At 73.6% G+C, this 15,030-nt stretch carries 12 protein-coding genes; 6 read left to right on the top strand and 6 right to left on the bottom strand.

Annotation, left to right across the window (positions count from 1 at the left end; all coding sequences use genetic code 11):
* Positions 1–103: 103 nt before the first annotated feature.
* A complete protein-coding gene (locus ACIBW6_RS11125) occupies positions 104–1,051 on the top strand; it encodes an NYN domain-containing protein (RefSeq protein WP_399058964.1) in 948 nt (315 codons plus the stop codon).
* Here the strand turns inward: ACIBW6_RS11125 and ACIBW6_RS11120 are convergent.
* Both ACIBW6_RS11120 and ACIBW6_RS11115 read right to left on the bottom strand, forming a co-directional pair.
* On the bottom strand, positions 1,048–1,938 hold the full coding sequence (locus ACIBW6_RS11120; protein WP_399058963.1) for an alpha/beta fold hydrolase: 891 nt from the start codon (positions 1,936–1,938) through the stop codon (positions 1,048–1,050). The two genes, ACIBW6_RS11125 and ACIBW6_RS11120, sit on opposite strands and share 4 nt — an antisense overlap.
* Positions 1,939–2,038: 100 nt before the next feature.
* Complete coding sequence (locus ACIBW6_RS11115) at positions 2,039–4,603, bottom strand: DEAD/DEAH box helicase (RefSeq protein WP_399058962.1); 2,565 nt, start codon at positions 4,601–4,603, stop codon at positions 2,039–2,041.
* Between the two features lie 512 nt (positions 4,604–5,115).
* On the opposite strand from ACIBW6_RS11115, the gene ACIBW6_RS11110 reads away from it, so the two are divergent.
* Positions 5,116–5,862 (top strand): ferritin-like fold-containing protein, encoded by a 747-nt coding sequence (locus ACIBW6_RS11110; RefSeq protein ID WP_399058961.1) that lies wholly within the window; start codon positions 5,116–5,118, stop codon positions 5,860–5,862.
* Positions 5,863–6,010: 148 nt separating this feature from the next.
* Here ACIBW6_RS11110 and ACIBW6_RS11105 read toward each other — a convergent pair whose 3' ends face one another.
* The 4 genes from ACIBW6_RS11105 to ACIBW6_RS11090 form a co-directional block, all read right to left on the bottom strand.
* The gene (locus tag ACIBW6_RS11105) at positions 6,011–6,283 is read right to left on the bottom strand and encodes a hypothetical protein (RefSeq protein WP_399058960.1); all 273 of its coding nucleotides are present in this window, start codon (positions 6,281–6,283) and stop codon (positions 6,011–6,013) included.
* Positions 6,284–6,505: 222 nt separating this feature from the next.
* Positions 6,506–6,733, bottom strand: a complete 228-nt coding sequence (locus ACIBW6_RS11100) for a DUF3107 domain-containing protein (protein ID WP_399058959.1) — start codon at positions 6,731–6,733, stop codon at positions 6,506–6,508.
* A 180-nt stretch (positions 6,734–6,913) separates the two neighbouring features.
* A complete protein-coding gene (locus tag ACIBW6_RS11095; protein WP_356492286.1) occupies positions 6,914–7,555 on the bottom strand; it encodes a TetR/AcrR family transcriptional regulator in 642 nt (213 codons plus the stop codon).
* A 304-nt stretch (positions 7,556–7,859) separates the two neighbouring features.
* Positions 7,860–8,078 (bottom strand): hypothetical protein, encoded by a 219-nt coding sequence (locus ACIBW6_RS11090; protein ID WP_399058958.1) that lies wholly within the window; start codon positions 8,076–8,078, stop codon positions 7,860–7,862.
* Between the two features lie 182 nt (positions 8,079–8,260).
* Here ACIBW6_RS11090 and ACIBW6_RS11085 point away from each other — a divergent pair, with 182 nt between their 5' ends.
* The 4 genes from ACIBW6_RS11085 to ACIBW6_RS11070 all read left to right on the top strand — a co-directional run bounded on the left by ACIBW6_RS11085 (position 8,261) and on the right by ACIBW6_RS11070 (position 14,911).
* On the top strand, positions 8,261–9,484 hold the full coding sequence (locus tag ACIBW6_RS11085; RefSeq protein ID WP_399058957.1) for an alpha/beta fold hydrolase: 1,224 nt from the start codon (positions 8,261–8,263) through the stop codon (positions 9,482–9,484).
* A 74-nt stretch (positions 9,485–9,558) separates the two neighbouring features.
* The gene (locus ACIBW6_RS11080; RefSeq protein WP_399058956.1) at positions 9,559–10,926 is read left to right on the top strand and encodes a DUF3152 domain-containing protein; all 1,368 of its coding nucleotides are present in this window, start codon (positions 9,559–9,561) and stop codon (positions 10,924–10,926) included.
* A gap of 200 nt (positions 10,927–11,126) precedes the next feature.
* The gene (locus ACIBW6_RS11075) at positions 11,127–13,202 is read left to right on the top strand and encodes a DUF3492 domain-containing protein (RefSeq protein ID WP_399058955.1); all 2,076 of its coding nucleotides are present in this window, start codon (positions 11,127–11,129) and stop codon (positions 13,200–13,202) included.
* A 557-nt stretch (positions 13,203–13,759) separates the two neighbouring features.
* Positions 13,760–14,911 carry a hypothetical protein gene (locus tag ACIBW6_RS11070; protein ID WP_399058954.1) on the top strand — a complete coding sequence of 384 codons (1,152 nt, stop codon included), beginning with the start codon at positions 13,760–13,762 and terminating at the stop codon, positions 14,909–14,911.
* The last annotated feature ends 119 nt before the right edge of the window (positions 14,912–15,030 follow it).

Raw genomic sequence — 15,030 nt, 5'->3', positions numbered from 1 at the left:
GCAAACATTCCCTACGCTAAAGAAATTTTTCGGGAACCTAATTACTTGCGGGTAGCGGGGCCGGTCATGCACAGCGTGTGACGCGCGGGGACAATGGACGGCGATGAACGCCACCCACCCGGCCACCCACCCGGCCACCCACCCGGACGACCTGCCCGCCTCCGTCGCGGAGCGCGTAGAAGAACATCTCGCCACCACGAACGACCTGCTCAGGCGGATGTTGGCGGAGGTCGCCAAGACACCCTCCACGCACGCGATCTTCGTGGACGCGGGGTACCTCTACGCCGCCGCGGGCCGCCTCGTCGCGGGCACGGAGGACCGGCGCTCCTTCGACCTGGACGCCGAGGGACTCATCGACGCCCTGATCGACAAGGCCCGCACGATCTTCGCGGACAGCCGGCTGCTGCGCGTCTACTGGTACGACGGCGCGCGCCGCCGCATCCACACCACGGAGCAGCAGTCCATCGCCGCGCTGCCCGACGTCAAGGTCCGCCTGGGCAACCTCAACGCGAACAACCAGCAGAAGGGCGTCGACTCCCTCATCCGCAGCGACCTGGAGTCCCTCGCCCGGCACCGCGCCATCAGCGACGCGGCCCTGCTCGGCGGCGACGAGGACCTGGTCTCCGCCGTCGAGGCGGCCCAGGGATACGGGGCCCGCGTCCACCTGTGGGGCATCGAGGCCGTCGGCGGCCCCAACCAGGCGGAGCCGCTGCTCTGGGAGGTCGACAGCCAGCGCACGCTCGACCTCGACTTCTTCCGGCCCTACGTCACGCGCCGCGCCCTCACCTCGTACGAGCCCGGGGACGCGCCGCGCCCCACCCGCGAGCAGGTCCGTTTCACGGGGGCGCGGATCGCGGCGCAGTGGCTCGCGGAGCGCGGGCGCGAGGCGTTCACCGAGGTGCTGCCCGGCCACCCGTACCTGCCGGGCCCGGTCGACCAGGACCTGCTCGTCGAGGCGGAGGCCATCCTCCAGTACTCGCTGCGCGGCCAGTCCGACCTGCGGCGGGCGCTGCGGGACGGGTTCTGGGCGCATCTGCACGCGCAGTTCTAGGGGGCACCGTTCGGCTGTGCCGGGTGCCGGTCCCAGAAGGCGATGAGGGCCGCGGCGGTCTTGTCCGGGCGGTCCGTGTTCGGCGAGTGCTCGGCGCCGGCGATCACGGTCCGCTCGGCCTTCAGCCGTCGGGCCATGTCGTCGAGCAGCGGCACCGGCCACGCCTCGTCCCGCTCGCCGGACAGGACGTGCACCGGCGGCGCGACCGCGGCCAGCTCGTCGACCCGGTCCGGCTCCTCACACAACTGCCGCCCCGTGGCGATCAGTTGGGCCGGACTGTTGCTCAGCCAGCGCTGCCGCAGCTCCTCCTCGTCGCCCCGCACGTCCAGCACGTCGTCGACCGCGGCGTCCGCCGTCTCCAGGGCCTGCATCGCCTCCCACACCTGCGCCATGTCGAACGCGGCGAGCGCGTTCCGCAGCATCTCGATGCGCTGCTGCTGGGCCGGGGCGACCGCGGCGGGACCGGACGCCATCAGGGTCAGCGAGGCGAAGGGGGCCGGGTCGGCGAGGACCGCGGCACGGGCGACGAGCCCGCCGAGCGAGTGCCCGAGCAGCTGGATCCGGTCCGGGCCGAGCGCGGCGGCCTGGGCGAGCACGTCCCGGGCCAGCTCCCGCTGCGCATAGGGGCGCTCGTCGTCCTTGGGGCCGGCCGTCCGGTACTGGCCGCGGCCGTCGACGCTGACCGTGCGGTATCCGGCCGCGGTCAGCGGTCCGTGCAGCGCGACGAAGTCCTCTTTGCTGCCGGTGAACCCCGGCAGCAGCAGCGCGGTGCCCCGTACGGGGCCGGACGCGGGCTCACCGACCAGCGCGGCGAAGTCGCCCCTGTCGGTGCGCAGCACGTGCGCGCGGGTTCCGGGCGGCGGGGTGAAGGTCGGCGGCCTGCTCATGCGGTGAGGTTACGTGGCGCGGCGGCCGGGTGTCCCGGGGGCGACGGCGAAGGCCCGGACCCCGCGGTGCGGAGTCCGGGCCTTTCGGGCGCGGCGCGGATCAGGCCTCGGGGGCCTCGGCCACGGCCTTCTTGCGCGTGCGCTTCGGCTTCGCCTCGGCGCTCTCGGTCCCGGCCTCGGCCTGCGCCGGAACCGCGGCGACGGCCTTCTTGCGGGTCCGCCTCGGCTTGACCTCGGCGGCCTCCGCCTCGGCCTGCGCGGGCACGGCAGCGACGGTCTTCTTACGCGTCCGCTTGGGGGCGGCCTCGGCCACCTCCGTGGCGGTCTCGACGGGCGCGACGGTCTTCTTGCGGGTCCGCTTCGGCGCGGTCTCGACGGCCTCGGCCGTGTCGAGGGCGGCTTCCGCCTTCTTGCGGGTCCGCTTGGGGGCGGCCTCGGCCACCTCCGTGGCGGTCTCGACGGGGGCGACGGCCTTCTTGCGCGTGCGGGCCAGCTTGGCCTCGACGGCCTCGGCCGTGTCGACGGCGGCTTCCGCCTTCTTGCGGGTCCGCTTGGGGGCGGCCTCGGCGGCCTCCGTGGCGGTCTCGACGGGCGCGACGGCCTTCTTTCGGGTCCGCTTGGGGGCGGCCTCGGCCACCTCCGTGGCGGTCTCGACCGGGGCGACGGCCTTCTTGCGCGTGCGGGCCGGCTTGGCCTCGACGGCCTCGGCCGTGTCGACGGCGGCCTCCGCCTTCTTGCGCGTACGACGCGGCGCGACGACCGGAGCCTCGGCGACGGCGACCGGCGCGGCGGCCTCGGCCGTGTCGACGGCGGTCTCCGCCTTCTTGCGCGTACGGCGACGCGGCGCGGCCGGGGCTTCGACCTCGGCGGCGACCGGCTCGGCTACCTGCGCGGGGATGGTCTCGGCCGTCTCGACGGCGGTCTCCGTCTTCTTGCGCGTACGGCGACGCGGCGCGGCCGGGGTCTCGACCTCGGCGGCGACCGGCTCGGCCACCTGCGCGGGGATGGTCTCGGCCGTGTCGACGGCGGTCTCCGCCTTCTTGCGCGTACGGCGACGCGGCGCGGCCGGGGTTTCGACCTCGGCGGCGACCGGCTCGGCCACCTGCGCGGGGACGGTCTCGACCGTCTCGACGACGGCCTCGGCGGCGGGAGCGCCCTGCGCGGCACCGCGCGTGCGGCGGCGACGGCGCGGGGTGCGCGGCCCGGAAGCGTTCTCGGCGGTCTCGCCGGCGGGCGCCGGCGTGACGGGTGCGGGCGTCACCGGTGCCGCGGTGGCGGCCGCCTCGGCGGCCACCGGCTCACCGTTGCGCGTGCGGCGGCGACGGCGCGGGGTACGGGCCGAACGCTCCTGGTCCCGATCCCGGTCCCGGTCGTGGTCCCGGCCACCGCGGTCGCGGCCGCGGTCCCGGCCGCCACGGTCGCGGTCCTGCCCGGGACGGCCACCGCGGCCGCGCGGGGCCGCGCCCCGGCCACCGGTCTCGCCCAGGTCCTCGATCTCCTCGGCCGCGAGCCCGGCGCGCGTACGCTCGCCGCGCGGCAGGACGCCCTTGGTGCCGGCCGGGATGTTCAGCTCCTCGTACAGGTGCGGCGAGGAGGAGTAGGTCTCGACCGGGTCGTTGAACTTCAGGTCGAGCGCCTTGTTGATCAGCTGCCAGCGCGGGATGTCGTCCCAGTCGACCAGCGTGATCGCGATGCCCTTCTTGCCCGCGCGGCCGGTGCGGCCGATGCGGTGGAGGTACGTCTTCTCGTCCTCGGGCGTCTGGTAGTTGATGACGTGCGTGACGTCGTCGACGTCGATACCGCGCGCGGCGACGTCCGTGCAGACCAGCACGTCCACCTTGCCGTTGCGGAACGCGCGCAGCGCCTGCTCGCGGGCGCCCTGACCGAGGTCGCCGTGGACGGCGCCGGAGGCGAAGCCGCGCTTCTGCAGCTGCTCCGCGATGTCGGCGGCGGTCCGCTTGGTGCGGCAGAAGATCATCGCGAGTCCGCGGCCCTCGGCCTGCAGGATGCGCGCGACCATCTCGGGCTTGTCCATGTTGTGCGCGCGGTAGACGTGCTGCGCGGTGTTGCGCACGGTCGCGCCCTCGTCGTCCGGCGAGGTGGCGCTGATGTGCGTCGGCTGCGACATGTACCGGCGGGCGAGGCCGATGACGGCGCCCGGCATGGTCGCCGAGAACAGCATCGTCTGCCGCTTCGCCGGCAGGTAGTTGATGATCTTCTCGACGTCGGGCAGGAAGCCCAGGTCGAGCATCTCGTCGGCCTCGTCCAGGACGAGCGCCTTCACGTGCGAGAGGTCGAGCTTCTTCTGTCCGGCGAGGTCGAGCAGGCGGCCCGGGGTGCCGACGATCACGTCGACGCCCTTCTTCAGGGCCTCGACCTGGGGCTCGTAGGCGCGGCCGCCATATATGGCGAGCACGCGCACGTTACGCACCTTGCCGGCGGTCAGCAGGTCGTTGGTCACCTGCGTGCACAGCTCGCGCGTCGGGACGACGACGAGCGCCTGCGGGGCGTCGGTCAGCTGCTCGGGCCGGGCCCGGCCCGCCTCGACGTCCGCGGGGACGGTGACGCGCTCCAGGATCGGCAGTCCGAAGCCGAGGGTCTTGCCCGTGCCGGTCTTCGCCTGGCCGATGACGTCCGAGCCCGCGAGGGCGACGGGGAGCGTCATCTCCTGGATGGGGAAGGCGGTGACGATGCCGACGGCCTCCAGGGCCTCGGCGGTCTCGGGCAGGATGCCCAGTTGACGAAAGGTGGAAGTCTGCGTAGTCAGGGTGCTGCCTCTTCTGTGAGGTGCGGTGCGAGGCGAACGCGGGGGTCGTGACCGTGCCGGTGTTACGCCGGTCTCGATCCGCGGGTGCGGGTGGACCGGGTGACGCGGGACCACTGCCGACGCTCGAGCGCTCGTACCGCTGAGGGCCCCTCCTCATGCCGTACGTCGTGTGACGGACCGGCTGGAGGGCTGTCGGGTCGGAGCCGATCGGGCCTCCGACCGGGCATCCTCATTCGTGCGGCCCGTCGCGTGTACGCGCAAACGCCAAGAAACGCGCTTGCACTCGGCGGGCTCTTTACCACCATACCCCGGAAACCCGCATACGCGATGGCCGAATTGGTCACGTAGTCGTTGTCACACTCCTTGACCAGGGAGTTCCGGGGGGCGGCGAGCGGGCTATTGTGCGCTTCATGGAGACGCCTGACAACGCCACGCCGTCCGCCGAAGCGACCCCCGCCCCGACCGGGATCGCCGCCCAGGACTGGGCCACCGCGTCCGCGGACGCGCACTACCGCGCCGCCGTCGTCGACCTGCTCGGCGCCCTCGCGTACGGGGAGCTGGCGGCGTTCGAGCGCCTCGCCGAGGACGCGAAGCTGGCGCCGACGCTGGCCGACAAGGCGGAGCTGGCGAAGATGGCCTCCGCCGAGTTCCACCACTTCGAGCAGTTGCGCGACCGGCTTTCGGCGGTCGGTGTCGAGCCGACCGAGGCGATGGACCCGTTCGTCGGCGCCCTGGACGGCTTCCACCGCCAGACCGCCCCGTCGGACTGGCTGGAGGGCCTGGTCAAGGCGTACGTGGGCGACTCGATCGCCAGTGACTTCTACCGGGAGGTCGCGGCCCGTCTTGACTCGGACACCCGTTCCCTGGTGCTCGCCGTGCTCGACGACACCGGGCACGCGTCGTTCGCCGTGGAGAAGGTGCGCGCCGCGATCGACGCGGACCCGCGCGTGGGCGGCCGGCTCGCCCTGTGGGCACGCCGCCTGATGGGCGAGGCCCTGTCGCAGTCGCAGCGGGTGGTCGCCGACCGTGACGCGCTGTCCACGATGCTGGTCGGGGGCGTGGCCGACGGGTTCGACCTGGCCGAGGTGGGCCGGATGTTCTCGCGCATCACCGAGGCGCACACCAAGCGGATGGCGGCGCTGGGACTCGCGGCGTAGCCTCACCGGGTCTCGCGGCATAGCTTCACCGGGCCGCGCGGCCCGGCCCCGCGGGGCGCTCGTCGGGACACCCGGAAGGGCAGCCGCTCCTTCGGCGGCTGCCCCTGGGGTAGTTACTGCTTCGTTCGAGAGAGGCTGCCCGATCCCGCTACGGGTTCGGACTGAGCCGGTGCGCTCGGCCCCGGGTCGGGCGCAGCAGCAGCGACAGCAGCGCTGCCGACAGGACGAACGCGCCGACGAGCGTCGCGAGCGCGTGGCCCGGGCCGAGCGCGCTGTGGGTGATGAAGGCTCCGAAGAGAGCGCCCGCGATTCCGGTCGGCAGCACCAGGGTGCGCGACGGAAGGCGGTTCGGTACACGCTGGCCCGCGGCCCATGCGAGGGCCAGGCCGAGCAGTGCGGAGCCGAGAGCTTCGAGAAGCATGTTGAGGGTCCCTCCCGCGCTGCCAGTGGGTGCAAATCGGTCCTAGCCGGTCTACCCCCGGCACCCGGAAGGCAACCCTCCTCGTGTGTGCCCGTTGTGCGTGCCCTGTGAACGCGGGGCGGCACCCGCGCGTACGGCACACGCGTCCCACGACAGCTGAGGGCCCGACGGCGACTGCGCCATCGGGCCCTCACCCGTACTGCTTCGCTGCTGGTCGGTGCCTTACAGCGGGCCGAAGCCCACCTTGCGCACCGACGGCTCACCGATCTCCACATAGGCGAGGCGCTCCGCCGGCACCAGCACCTTGCGGCCCTTCTCGTCCGTCAGGGAGAGCAGCTGCGCCTTGCCGGACAACGCCTCGGACACCGCGCTCTCGACCTCCTCGGCGGACTGGCCGCTCTCCAGAACGATCTCGCGGGGCGTGTGCAGCACGCCGATCTTGACCTCCACGGCCTTGTCCCTCCGACGATCCGTGATGTGCGCGGACGACCGCGCGCCGTACGCAGCAAACATTAGCCCGGTGAGACGAGGCACCCGGCGCCCCGGTAGCACGCCAAGAGCGAACACCGGGGCGGGAACAAAATCGTGTGACGGGTGCGCGACGTGGGCAGAGGGCCCTCAGCGTCGCCCTCAGTGCTGGTCCGCGCCGTGCAGCGGGAACCCGGCGATGCCGCGCCAGGCCAGCGACGTCAGCAGCTGCACCGCCTTGTCACGCTCGACCGGACTGGCGCTGGAGAGCCAGTAGCGGGCGACGACCTGCGAGACGCCGCCCAGGCCCACGGCAAGCAGCATCGACTCGTCCTTGGACAGGCCGGTGTCCTCGGCGATCACGTCCGAGATGGCCTCGGCGCACTGCAGGCTGACCCGGTCGACGCGCTCGCGCACCGCGGGCTCGTTCGTCAGGTCCGACTCGAAGACCAGCCGGAAGGCACCGCCGTCGTCCTGTACGTACGCGAAGTAGGCGTCCATCGTCGCGGCGACGCGCTGCTTGTTGTCCGTGGTGGAGGCCAGGGCCGTGCGCACCGACTGCAGCAGCGATTCGCAGTGCTGGTCGAGGAGGGCCAGGTACAGGTCGAGCTTGCCCGGGAAGTGCTGGTAGAGCACCGGCTTGCTGACCCCGGCCCGCTCGGCGATGTCGTCCATCGCGGCCGCGTGGTACCCCTGCGCGACAAAAACCTCCTGGGCCGCGCCCAGAAGCTGATTGCGTCGGGCTCGGCGCGGCAGGCGCGTGCCCTTGGGGCGCGCTGCCTCCGTCTGCTCGATGGCTGTCACGCCGCCTCCCAAAATCGTCCGTGCGCGGTGTGCGCCGCGCCGTCATCGTACTTTTGGGTAACCGTGATGTGCGCGGTGCGAGCGCAGAATTTCACGGACCGGACGCCCGGGAAAGCCGCGCCCGCCGCCCCTATGTCCGCAAAGCGGCGCATACTGCCACGCCCTTCGCCGACGCGGTCACGCGATCACCGGCACCCTGGTCACGGTCACCGGTACCTTCGTCGCCCGGTCACGGTCACCGGCACCCTTGTCGCTGTCGCTGTCGCTGTCGCTGTCGCTGTCGCTGTCGCTGTCGCGATCGCCGTCACCGGTAGTCGTCCTCGTCGAGCGCGACGACGCGTGCCTGTTCGGCCCGGTCTCCCTCGTCGGCGCTGTCCGGTCTCGCGGTCGCGTCCGGCTCGTCGTCCTGGTCCGGCGCGACCTCCGTCAGCTGCTCGGCGGTGTCCGCCTCCGGGGCCTCCACGTCGATCTCCGGGGGCTCCTCGGTCGCGAAGGTCTCGGGATCGCTGGGGTCGACCGTCATGAATGGCTCCCTTCCTCACCTGTTCGTGCGGGGCGGGTGCCCTGAATCGAGCGTAGGAGACACCCGGGAGGGCCGCTATGTGGTCCTCGCCGAGTGATCCGATGGGCTTTGGGTAGAACTATGAGCTATCTGTGACGGCGAACACAGGATCCAGCGCGTGATCGTCTCGTAACATATCCCGCATGTCTTCGACCGATTCGCCGCGTGTGCCTCCCGCCGTCGCCGCCGCGGTGCCCAAGCCGGGCACCGTCAAGGTCGCGGAGGGGGAGCGGCTGCGTTCGGTCGCTCTGCCGGGGCTCACGCTGTCGGTCCGGTCCCGCCCGGGCACCACGGAGGGTCTTCCGCCCGCCCTGTACGTGCACGGGCTCGGCGGCTCGTCGCAGAACTGGTCGGCGCTCATGCCGCTCCTCGAGGACAGCGTGGACGGCGAGGCGATCGACCTGCCCGGCTTCGGCGACTCGCCGCCGCCGGACGACGGCAACTACTCGGTGACCGGGCACGCGCGCGCGGTGATCCGTTTCCTCGACGCACGCGACCGCGGTCCCGTGCACCTCTTCGGGAACTCGCTGGGCGGCGCCGTCACCACCCGCGTCGCCGCCGTCCGGCCCGACCTCGTACGGACGCTGACCCTGGTCTCCCCGGCCCTGCCCGAGCTGCGGGTCCAGCGCACCGCCCTGCCGACCGGGCTGCTCGCCGTGCCCGGCGTGGCCGCGCTCTTCACGCGGCTCACCAAGGAGTGGACGGCGGAGCAGCGGGTGCGCGGCGTCACCGCCCTCTGCTACGGAGACCCGGACAGCGTCTCGCCCGAGGGCTTCCAGGCCGCCGTGGAGGAGATGGAGCGCCGGCTGCAACTCCCGTACTTCTGGGACGCGATGGCCCGCTCCGCGCGCGGGGTGGTGAACGCGTACACGCTCGGCGGCCAGCACGGCCTGTGGCGCCAGGCCGAACGGGTCCTCGCGCCGACCCTGCTCGTCTACGGGGGGCGCGACCAGCTCGTCTCCTACCGGATGGCGGCGCGCGCGGCGCGCACCTACCGGGACGCGCGCCTCCTCACGCTCCCCGATGCGGGGCATGTCGCGATGATGGAGTACCCCGAGCGGGTCGCCGCGGCGTTCCGGGAACTTGTCGCGGACACCGAGGCGTTGCACCGGCAGCGTGATCCCGCACCCACGACGACTCCCGCGCGGGACGCGACGGACCCGGCCGGGGAGGGGTCCGCGGACGGCACTAGCATCAGGGGCGGCGCAAAGAGCGCTGCGGGCGCGGACGACACGGTCCGTGCGGATGGTGCCGACGGTGCCGATGACGGCGACGACGGTGCTGAACATGCCGGCGGTGCTGCCGCGACCGCGGCCGAGCGTACGACTGAGGGCACGACCAAGAGCACGACCGAGCAGGGGAGCTGAGGCGGCCAGTGGGACGGCACAGCCGCCGAGGACCGGCAGACAACGGCGATACCGCCGACATACCGCAAGTCCCCATGGCGTCGACCGCGGCCGCTTCGGCGCACCCCGGTACCGGCCGGCGGCGCAGGACGCCCGCGGAGGCGGCGCCCGACTCCGCGTCCGGCCGCCCGCACCCGGCCGCGCAGGCCCCGCGCGTGCGCGGCGGTCACCCTGAGCAGCGGGAGCCCGGTGGCGGCTGGGGCGCGCCCGGCGGCTCCCCGGGGCCGAGCGGCGCCGCGAAACGCCCCGGACCGCCCTTCGTGCCCCGGCAGCGGCCCCGCCAGGAATATGTCGATGCCTTCGACAAGGAAGCCTTCGGTAAGGACGCTCTCGGCCAGGGCGCCTATGGCAAGGACGGCTTCGGCGAGAACGGCTCGGGCAAGGACGGCGTCGGCAACGACGGCTCCGGCAAGGACGGCTTCGGTAGGAGGAGTCCCAAGGACCCGTACGGCGCGGTCACCGGCCGGGACGAAGCGGAGACGGCGGTCTCCGACGTGCTCGCGGTCCCGCGGGCCGACCCGCGCGCGGACGGGGACACGGACCAGGCCTCGGATCCGCTCCCCGGCGGACGGGAGAAGCGCGGCAAGGGCCTCACCTACACCGGGATCGCCGCCGCGGCCGTCACCACCGTCCTGGCCGTCGTCGTCGCCGGGCAGGTCACCGACCGGGGCGACGGCTCCACCGCCGAGGCACAGGCGCAGTCCGCGAAGGGCACGCGCGTCCACGACGGTTCGGCCTCGCGTTCGGACGCCCGCGCCACCCCGTCGAAGACGGCCCAGGCCGCCCCGCTGACGTACGCGCAGCAGATGCGCAAGAAGTACCCCCTGGCCACGGACTTGAAGGGTTCGGGGAAGTTCGAGGCGATCCCCGGGTTCGACAAGGCGCCGGGGCGCGGGGAGAAGTTCCGCTACCGCATCGACGTGGAGAAGGGGCTCGGGCTCGACGGCTCGCTCTTCGCGGAGGCGGTGCAGAAGACCCTGAACGACAACCGCAGCTGGGCGCACGACGGCGCGCGCACCTTCGAGCGCATCTCCTCCGGCGAGCCGAACTTCGTCATCACGCTGGCCAGCCCCGGCACCACCGCCACCTGGTGCGCCAAGTCGGGGCTCGACACGACCGAGGACAACGTGTCGTGCGACTCCGCCGCCACCGAGCGCGTGATGATCAACGCCTACCGCTGGGCGCAGGGCTCCAAGACGTACGACGACGTGCTGCACGGCGCCGCCATCTATCCGTACCGGCAGATGCTCATCAACCACGAGGTCGGCCACCGGCTCGGCCACAACCACGTGAGCTGCTCGCAGGACGGCGCACTGGCGCCGGTCATGCAGCAGCAGACCAAGTTCCTGAGCCTCGACGGGATCACCTGTAAGCCCAACCCCTGGGTCTTTCCCAAGGGCTGACGCTCCGTAGCGGTCGGTAGCGGAACGATCTCCTAGCGCGACAGAACGTCACGCGCACGCGAAAGTTACGACCGTTCACCCCTTTTGGTGGCGCGATGGACAACCGTCCATCGCGCCACCGGCATGTCCGCATACGTTCGTCCCGCTGCGAGCCGCCGGGTCAACGGCGGCTCCCCTCATGGGAGATCGGGGGTGTACTCGTGCGTATCGGACTGTTGACCGAGGGCGGCTACCCGTTTGTGGGCGGTGAGGCCGGACTCTGGTGCGACCGGCTCGTGCGCGGCCTCGACCAGCACGAATTCGAGCTCTACGCGCTCAGCCGCAGCCAGGAGCAGGAGGAGGCGGCCCGGCTCGAACTGCCCCCGCAGGTGGTGCGGGTGCGGACCGCGCCGCTGTGGACGGGTGGCGCCGGGAGCGTGCGCGGGGCGCGCGGCGGCGGACTCGGGCGCCGGGCGCGCCGCCGGTTCGCCGCGCTGTACGAGGAACTGGCGGCTGCGGTCGTCGGCGGCTCCGGCAGTGAACCGGGGGCCGTAGACGGCTCCACCAGCGAGGCGGACCGTTTCGCCAACGCGCTGTACGGGCTCGCCGAGCTCGCCCTGGACGAGGGCGCCTTGGGGGGCGCACTCCGTTCCGAGGCAGCGGTGCGCATCCTGGAGCGCGCCTGTCGTGCGCCCGGCGCCCTGCGCGCCGCTCGCACGGCCCGGGTGCCCGATCTGCTCGCGTTCGCCGGGCACGTGGAGCGCACGCTGCGTCCTCTGTCGCTCGACTGGTACGAGGGCGGGGCCGGCGCCGCGGGCTCCTCTGCGTCCGCCACGTTCGCTGTGCCCTCAGCCTTTTCTGGCCCTTCCGGTTCCTTCGGCGGAGTCGAGGGCGGGGGCGAGAGCAGGGGAGGTGGGCTCGGCTCCGTCGATCTGTGTCACGCGACGACGGGCGGGGCGGCGGCCCTGCCCGGACTGATCGCCAAACGCTTCTTCGGTGTCCCGCTGCTCGTCACCGAGTACGGCGTGCAGCTCAGGGCCCGCTACATCGCGGCGGGCGAGGCCGAGTTGAGCGCGCCGGTGCGGGCGCTGCTCGCCGCCTTCCACGGCCTGCTCGCCGCGGAGGTCTACCGGCAGGCCGCCGTCATCACCCCGGGCAACGCACACGCCCGGCGCTGGCAGGAGCGGTGCGGCGCCGACCGCGCCAAGCTGCGGACCGTCCACCCGGGCATGGAAGCGGGCCGGTTCGCGGAGGTCGGCGAGCGCGAGGAGCCGGGCGAGCCGGACACGCTCGTCTGGGTCGGGCGGATCGACCCCGCCAAGGACCTCGTCTCCCTGCTGCACGCGTTCGCCGAGATCCGCCGGGAGGAACCGAAGGCGCGGCTGCGGATCGTCGGCGCGCCGCCGGCGGACGACGAGGCCGCCGCCTACCTCGGCCACTGCAAGGCGCTGGCCGCGCAGCTCTTCCCCGACGAGGCCGAGGGCATGCACGCGGTCGGCGAGAACCCCGTCTCCTTCGAGGAACTGGGCGGCCCCGAGACCCCCGCCCTCGCCGAGGTCTACGGCGCGGGCGCCGTCGTCGTCCTGTCCAGCGTCGTCGAAGGCTTCCCGATCAGCCTCGTCGAGGCCATGTTCTGCGGGCGGGCGACCGTCTCCACCGATGTGGGCGCCGTCGTCGAGGTCATCGGCGGGACCGGGCTCGTCGTACCGCCGCGCAACCCCCGGGCGCTCGCCGAGGCGTGCGTGGCGCTGCTGCGCGACTCCGGGCGGCGCGAGCGGCTGGGCGCCGCGGCGCGGGCGCGCGCGCTCGAACTCTTCACCGTTGAGCAGAACCTCACGGCATTTCACGGCATTTACCTGGACATCGTGTCGCACTGCCCTGTGCGCAGGGACGCTGTGGACGACGCGGGCGACCCTCTGCCGTTCGCCCATCCGCTCGAGGCACATGTCCCGGGCCGGTGGACGGCTCCGTCCGCGGACGGGGGTACCGGCTCGTCGCGCAACGGGCGGTCTCCTGAGGCGGCGCCCCGGTGGGCGGTCGGGGCCGAGTCTGGGGCGGCTACCGGTGCTCGTGCGGGTGCCGGTGCCGGTACGGGTGCGGGTGTGGGACTGGATGCCGGTGCGGGTGGCGGCGATGCCGGTGACGCGGCCGATGACGCGGGTGGGGGGCCGCCGGACGGCGGTGCGCGAGAGCACGGCGGGCACGGTGACCGGCTCGGGTACGGCGACCGGGACCGACGAGAGCAACAGGAGCAACTGGCGGGCGTGGCGCCGGGCAGCGGGGAGGGCGACGTATGAGCGGGCGCGAGGGTGCGGGGCTCGGCCCCACGACCGACACCGGGGCCGACGTACCGCGCGTACCGTCGAGCGCCGGTGCCTGGGGCACGGACTCGGCGCATGCGCTGCGGAACTCCCACCCCGACCCTGCGATCGGCGGCGACCTGGGCGACCTCGGGCCGTTCGGCGACCTGGGCGCGGTCGAGGCCTTCGGCGCTGCGGGGGAGTCGGGTACGGGTGCGGAGGGTTCGGGCGGGGGCGCCGGGCGACCTCGGGATGAGCGCGGCTCGGCAGATTCTGGCGCGGGCGATGAGTGTGCGGGGGGTGCCCGTGCCTTGGGCACCCTGGGTGCGGGCGACGGGTACGGCCGGGAAGCCCGCGCGCCCGAGGGTGTGAGCGGCGACGGGCCCGTGCGGGAGGCCCGCGCGCGGGAGGCCGTGAGCACTGACGGGCCCACCCGGGAGACCCGCCCCCATGAGCCCCTGAGCGGCGACGAACCCCTCCGGGATGCCCGCGCCCCGGAAGTCCTGAGTGGCGGCACCGGCATCAGCGGCGTCGGCCGGACCCGGGACAGTCGCGTGTCCGGCAACCGCGTGGACCGCGCCGGGACCCCGCGCCCGCCCCAGCGGCGAACCGGCGTCGACCCCGTCAAGGCCCTGATGCACCGCCACCGCGCCCTGTGCGAACGCGCCGTCGACTCCCTGGAGATCGCCGCGGGCCTCGAAGCGCACGGCGTGACCGACCGGGCCGCGGCCCGCTTCCGGCACAAGGACGTGTTCTCCCTCGCCGAGGAGCTCTACGCCCGCGTCCCCCGCGACAGCGAACAGGGGACGCCGACCACCGCCCCACCGGCCCAGGCCCCGACCCCGTTCCCGACATCCACGACCGGCGTACCCGGCGCATGGGCGCTGCTCGCGCTGCTGCCGGGGGCCGTCTGCGCGCTGACCCTGCTCGCCGTGCACGCCACGACGGGCACCACCCGCTGGGCCGTCGCCGCCGCCGGAACCCTGGCCGGAGCCGCCGCCCTGCGCACCACCCTGCGACACGGCCCTCTGCGCGCCGACGGGCCCGCCGCGCCGGCGACCCGCCTGTGGACCGGGTGGCTGCTCGCCTACGCCCTGCTCGGCGACGGCCTGCTGACCACCGCGCTGGCCGGCGGCCCCGACGAACCCTGGGCCCCGGCGACCGCACCCCTGCTCGCACTCGCCGTCGCCGTCGCACCCGCCACCTGGTGCGCCCGGCTCTACACCGCCGGAGCCCACCGCCGCCTCGCCACCAGCCGCGGACTTGCCGAGTTCGCCGCCTCTGCGAGGCCCCTGCTCATCGGCGTCGTCGTCCTGTTCACCTCCGTTCTCGCCGCCCTGCTCGCTCTGGCCGGAGCCCTCCTCGACCAGCCCGTGGACTACGCCGGCGCCGGCTCCCTCGGTGTCCTGCTGCTGCTCGCCCGCCTCCTCACCGCTCATGGCCGCACACACGCCCCCGCTGTCGTGCTGGGCGCCGCCGCCAGCGTCGAGGCTCTGGCCGTCGCCGCCGTCTTCGCCGGGCGCCTGCCGGGCTGCGACGCCCTGGGGACGCCGGTCGAAGCGGGCGTCACGGCGGTCGGCGCGGGGTTCGTCCCCGCCCTCGCCTGCGGCGCCGCGGCCCTCGCGCTGCTCGCCCACGCCGTCCGCACGCTGGCCCGCGCCTCCGCCCACGCTCGCGCCGAGAGCGCGACAGGAGGAGCTCCATAACGACGGCCGAGCCCGCCAGCGGGCGCGCCGAGCCGCCCGTCGCACGACCAGGCACACCTTTCTCCCGCGGGGCCGACACCGCGGGCCCACCCCACGACTCACGGCAACACGCATAAGGA

The organism is Streptomyces sp. NPDC049813 (assembly GCF_044465085.1).
In the GTDB taxonomy this organism is placed as follows: domain Bacteria; phylum Actinomycetota; class Actinomycetes; order Streptomycetales; family Streptomycetaceae; genus Streptomyces.
The sequence above is the reverse complement of the archived record's forward strand: the minus strand, read 5'-3'. Positions and strand labels throughout refer to the sequence as shown.

What these genes read in the sequence shown, in the direction of transcription:
- ACIBW6_RS11125 (WP_399058964.1), top strand. Translation starts at nt 104, where the DNA reads ATGAACGCCACCCACCCGGCCACCCACCCGGCCACCCACCCGGACGAC.
- ACIBW6_RS11120 (WP_399058963.1), bottom strand. Translation starts at nt 1,938, where the DNA reads ATGAGCAGGCCGCCGACCTTCACCCCGCCGCCCGGAACCCGCGCGCAC.
- ACIBW6_RS11115 (WP_399058962.1), bottom strand. Translation starts at nt 4,603, where the DNA reads ATGACGCTCCCCGTCGCCCTCGCGGGCTCGGACGTCATCGGCCAGGCG.
- ACIBW6_RS11110 (WP_399058961.1), top strand. Translation starts at nt 5,116, where the DNA reads ATGGAGACGCCTGACAACGCCACGCCGTCCGCCGAAGCGACCCCCGCC.
- ACIBW6_RS11105 (WP_399058960.1), bottom strand. Translation starts at nt 6,283, where the DNA reads ATGCTTCTCGAAGCTCTCGGCTCCGCACTGCTCGGCCTGGCCCTCGCA.
- ACIBW6_RS11090 (WP_399058958.1), bottom strand. Translation starts at nt 8,078, where the DNA reads ATGACGGTCGACCCCAGCGATCCCGAGACCTTCGCGACCGAGGAGCCC.
- ACIBW6_RS11085 (WP_399058957.1), top strand. Translation starts at nt 8,261, where the DNA reads ATGTCTTCGACCGATTCGCCGCGTGTGCCTCCCGCCGTCGCCGCCGCG.
- ACIBW6_RS11080 (WP_399058956.1), top strand. Translation starts at nt 9,559, where the DNA reads ATGGCGTCGACCGCGGCCGCTTCGGCGCACCCCGGTACCGGCCGGCGG.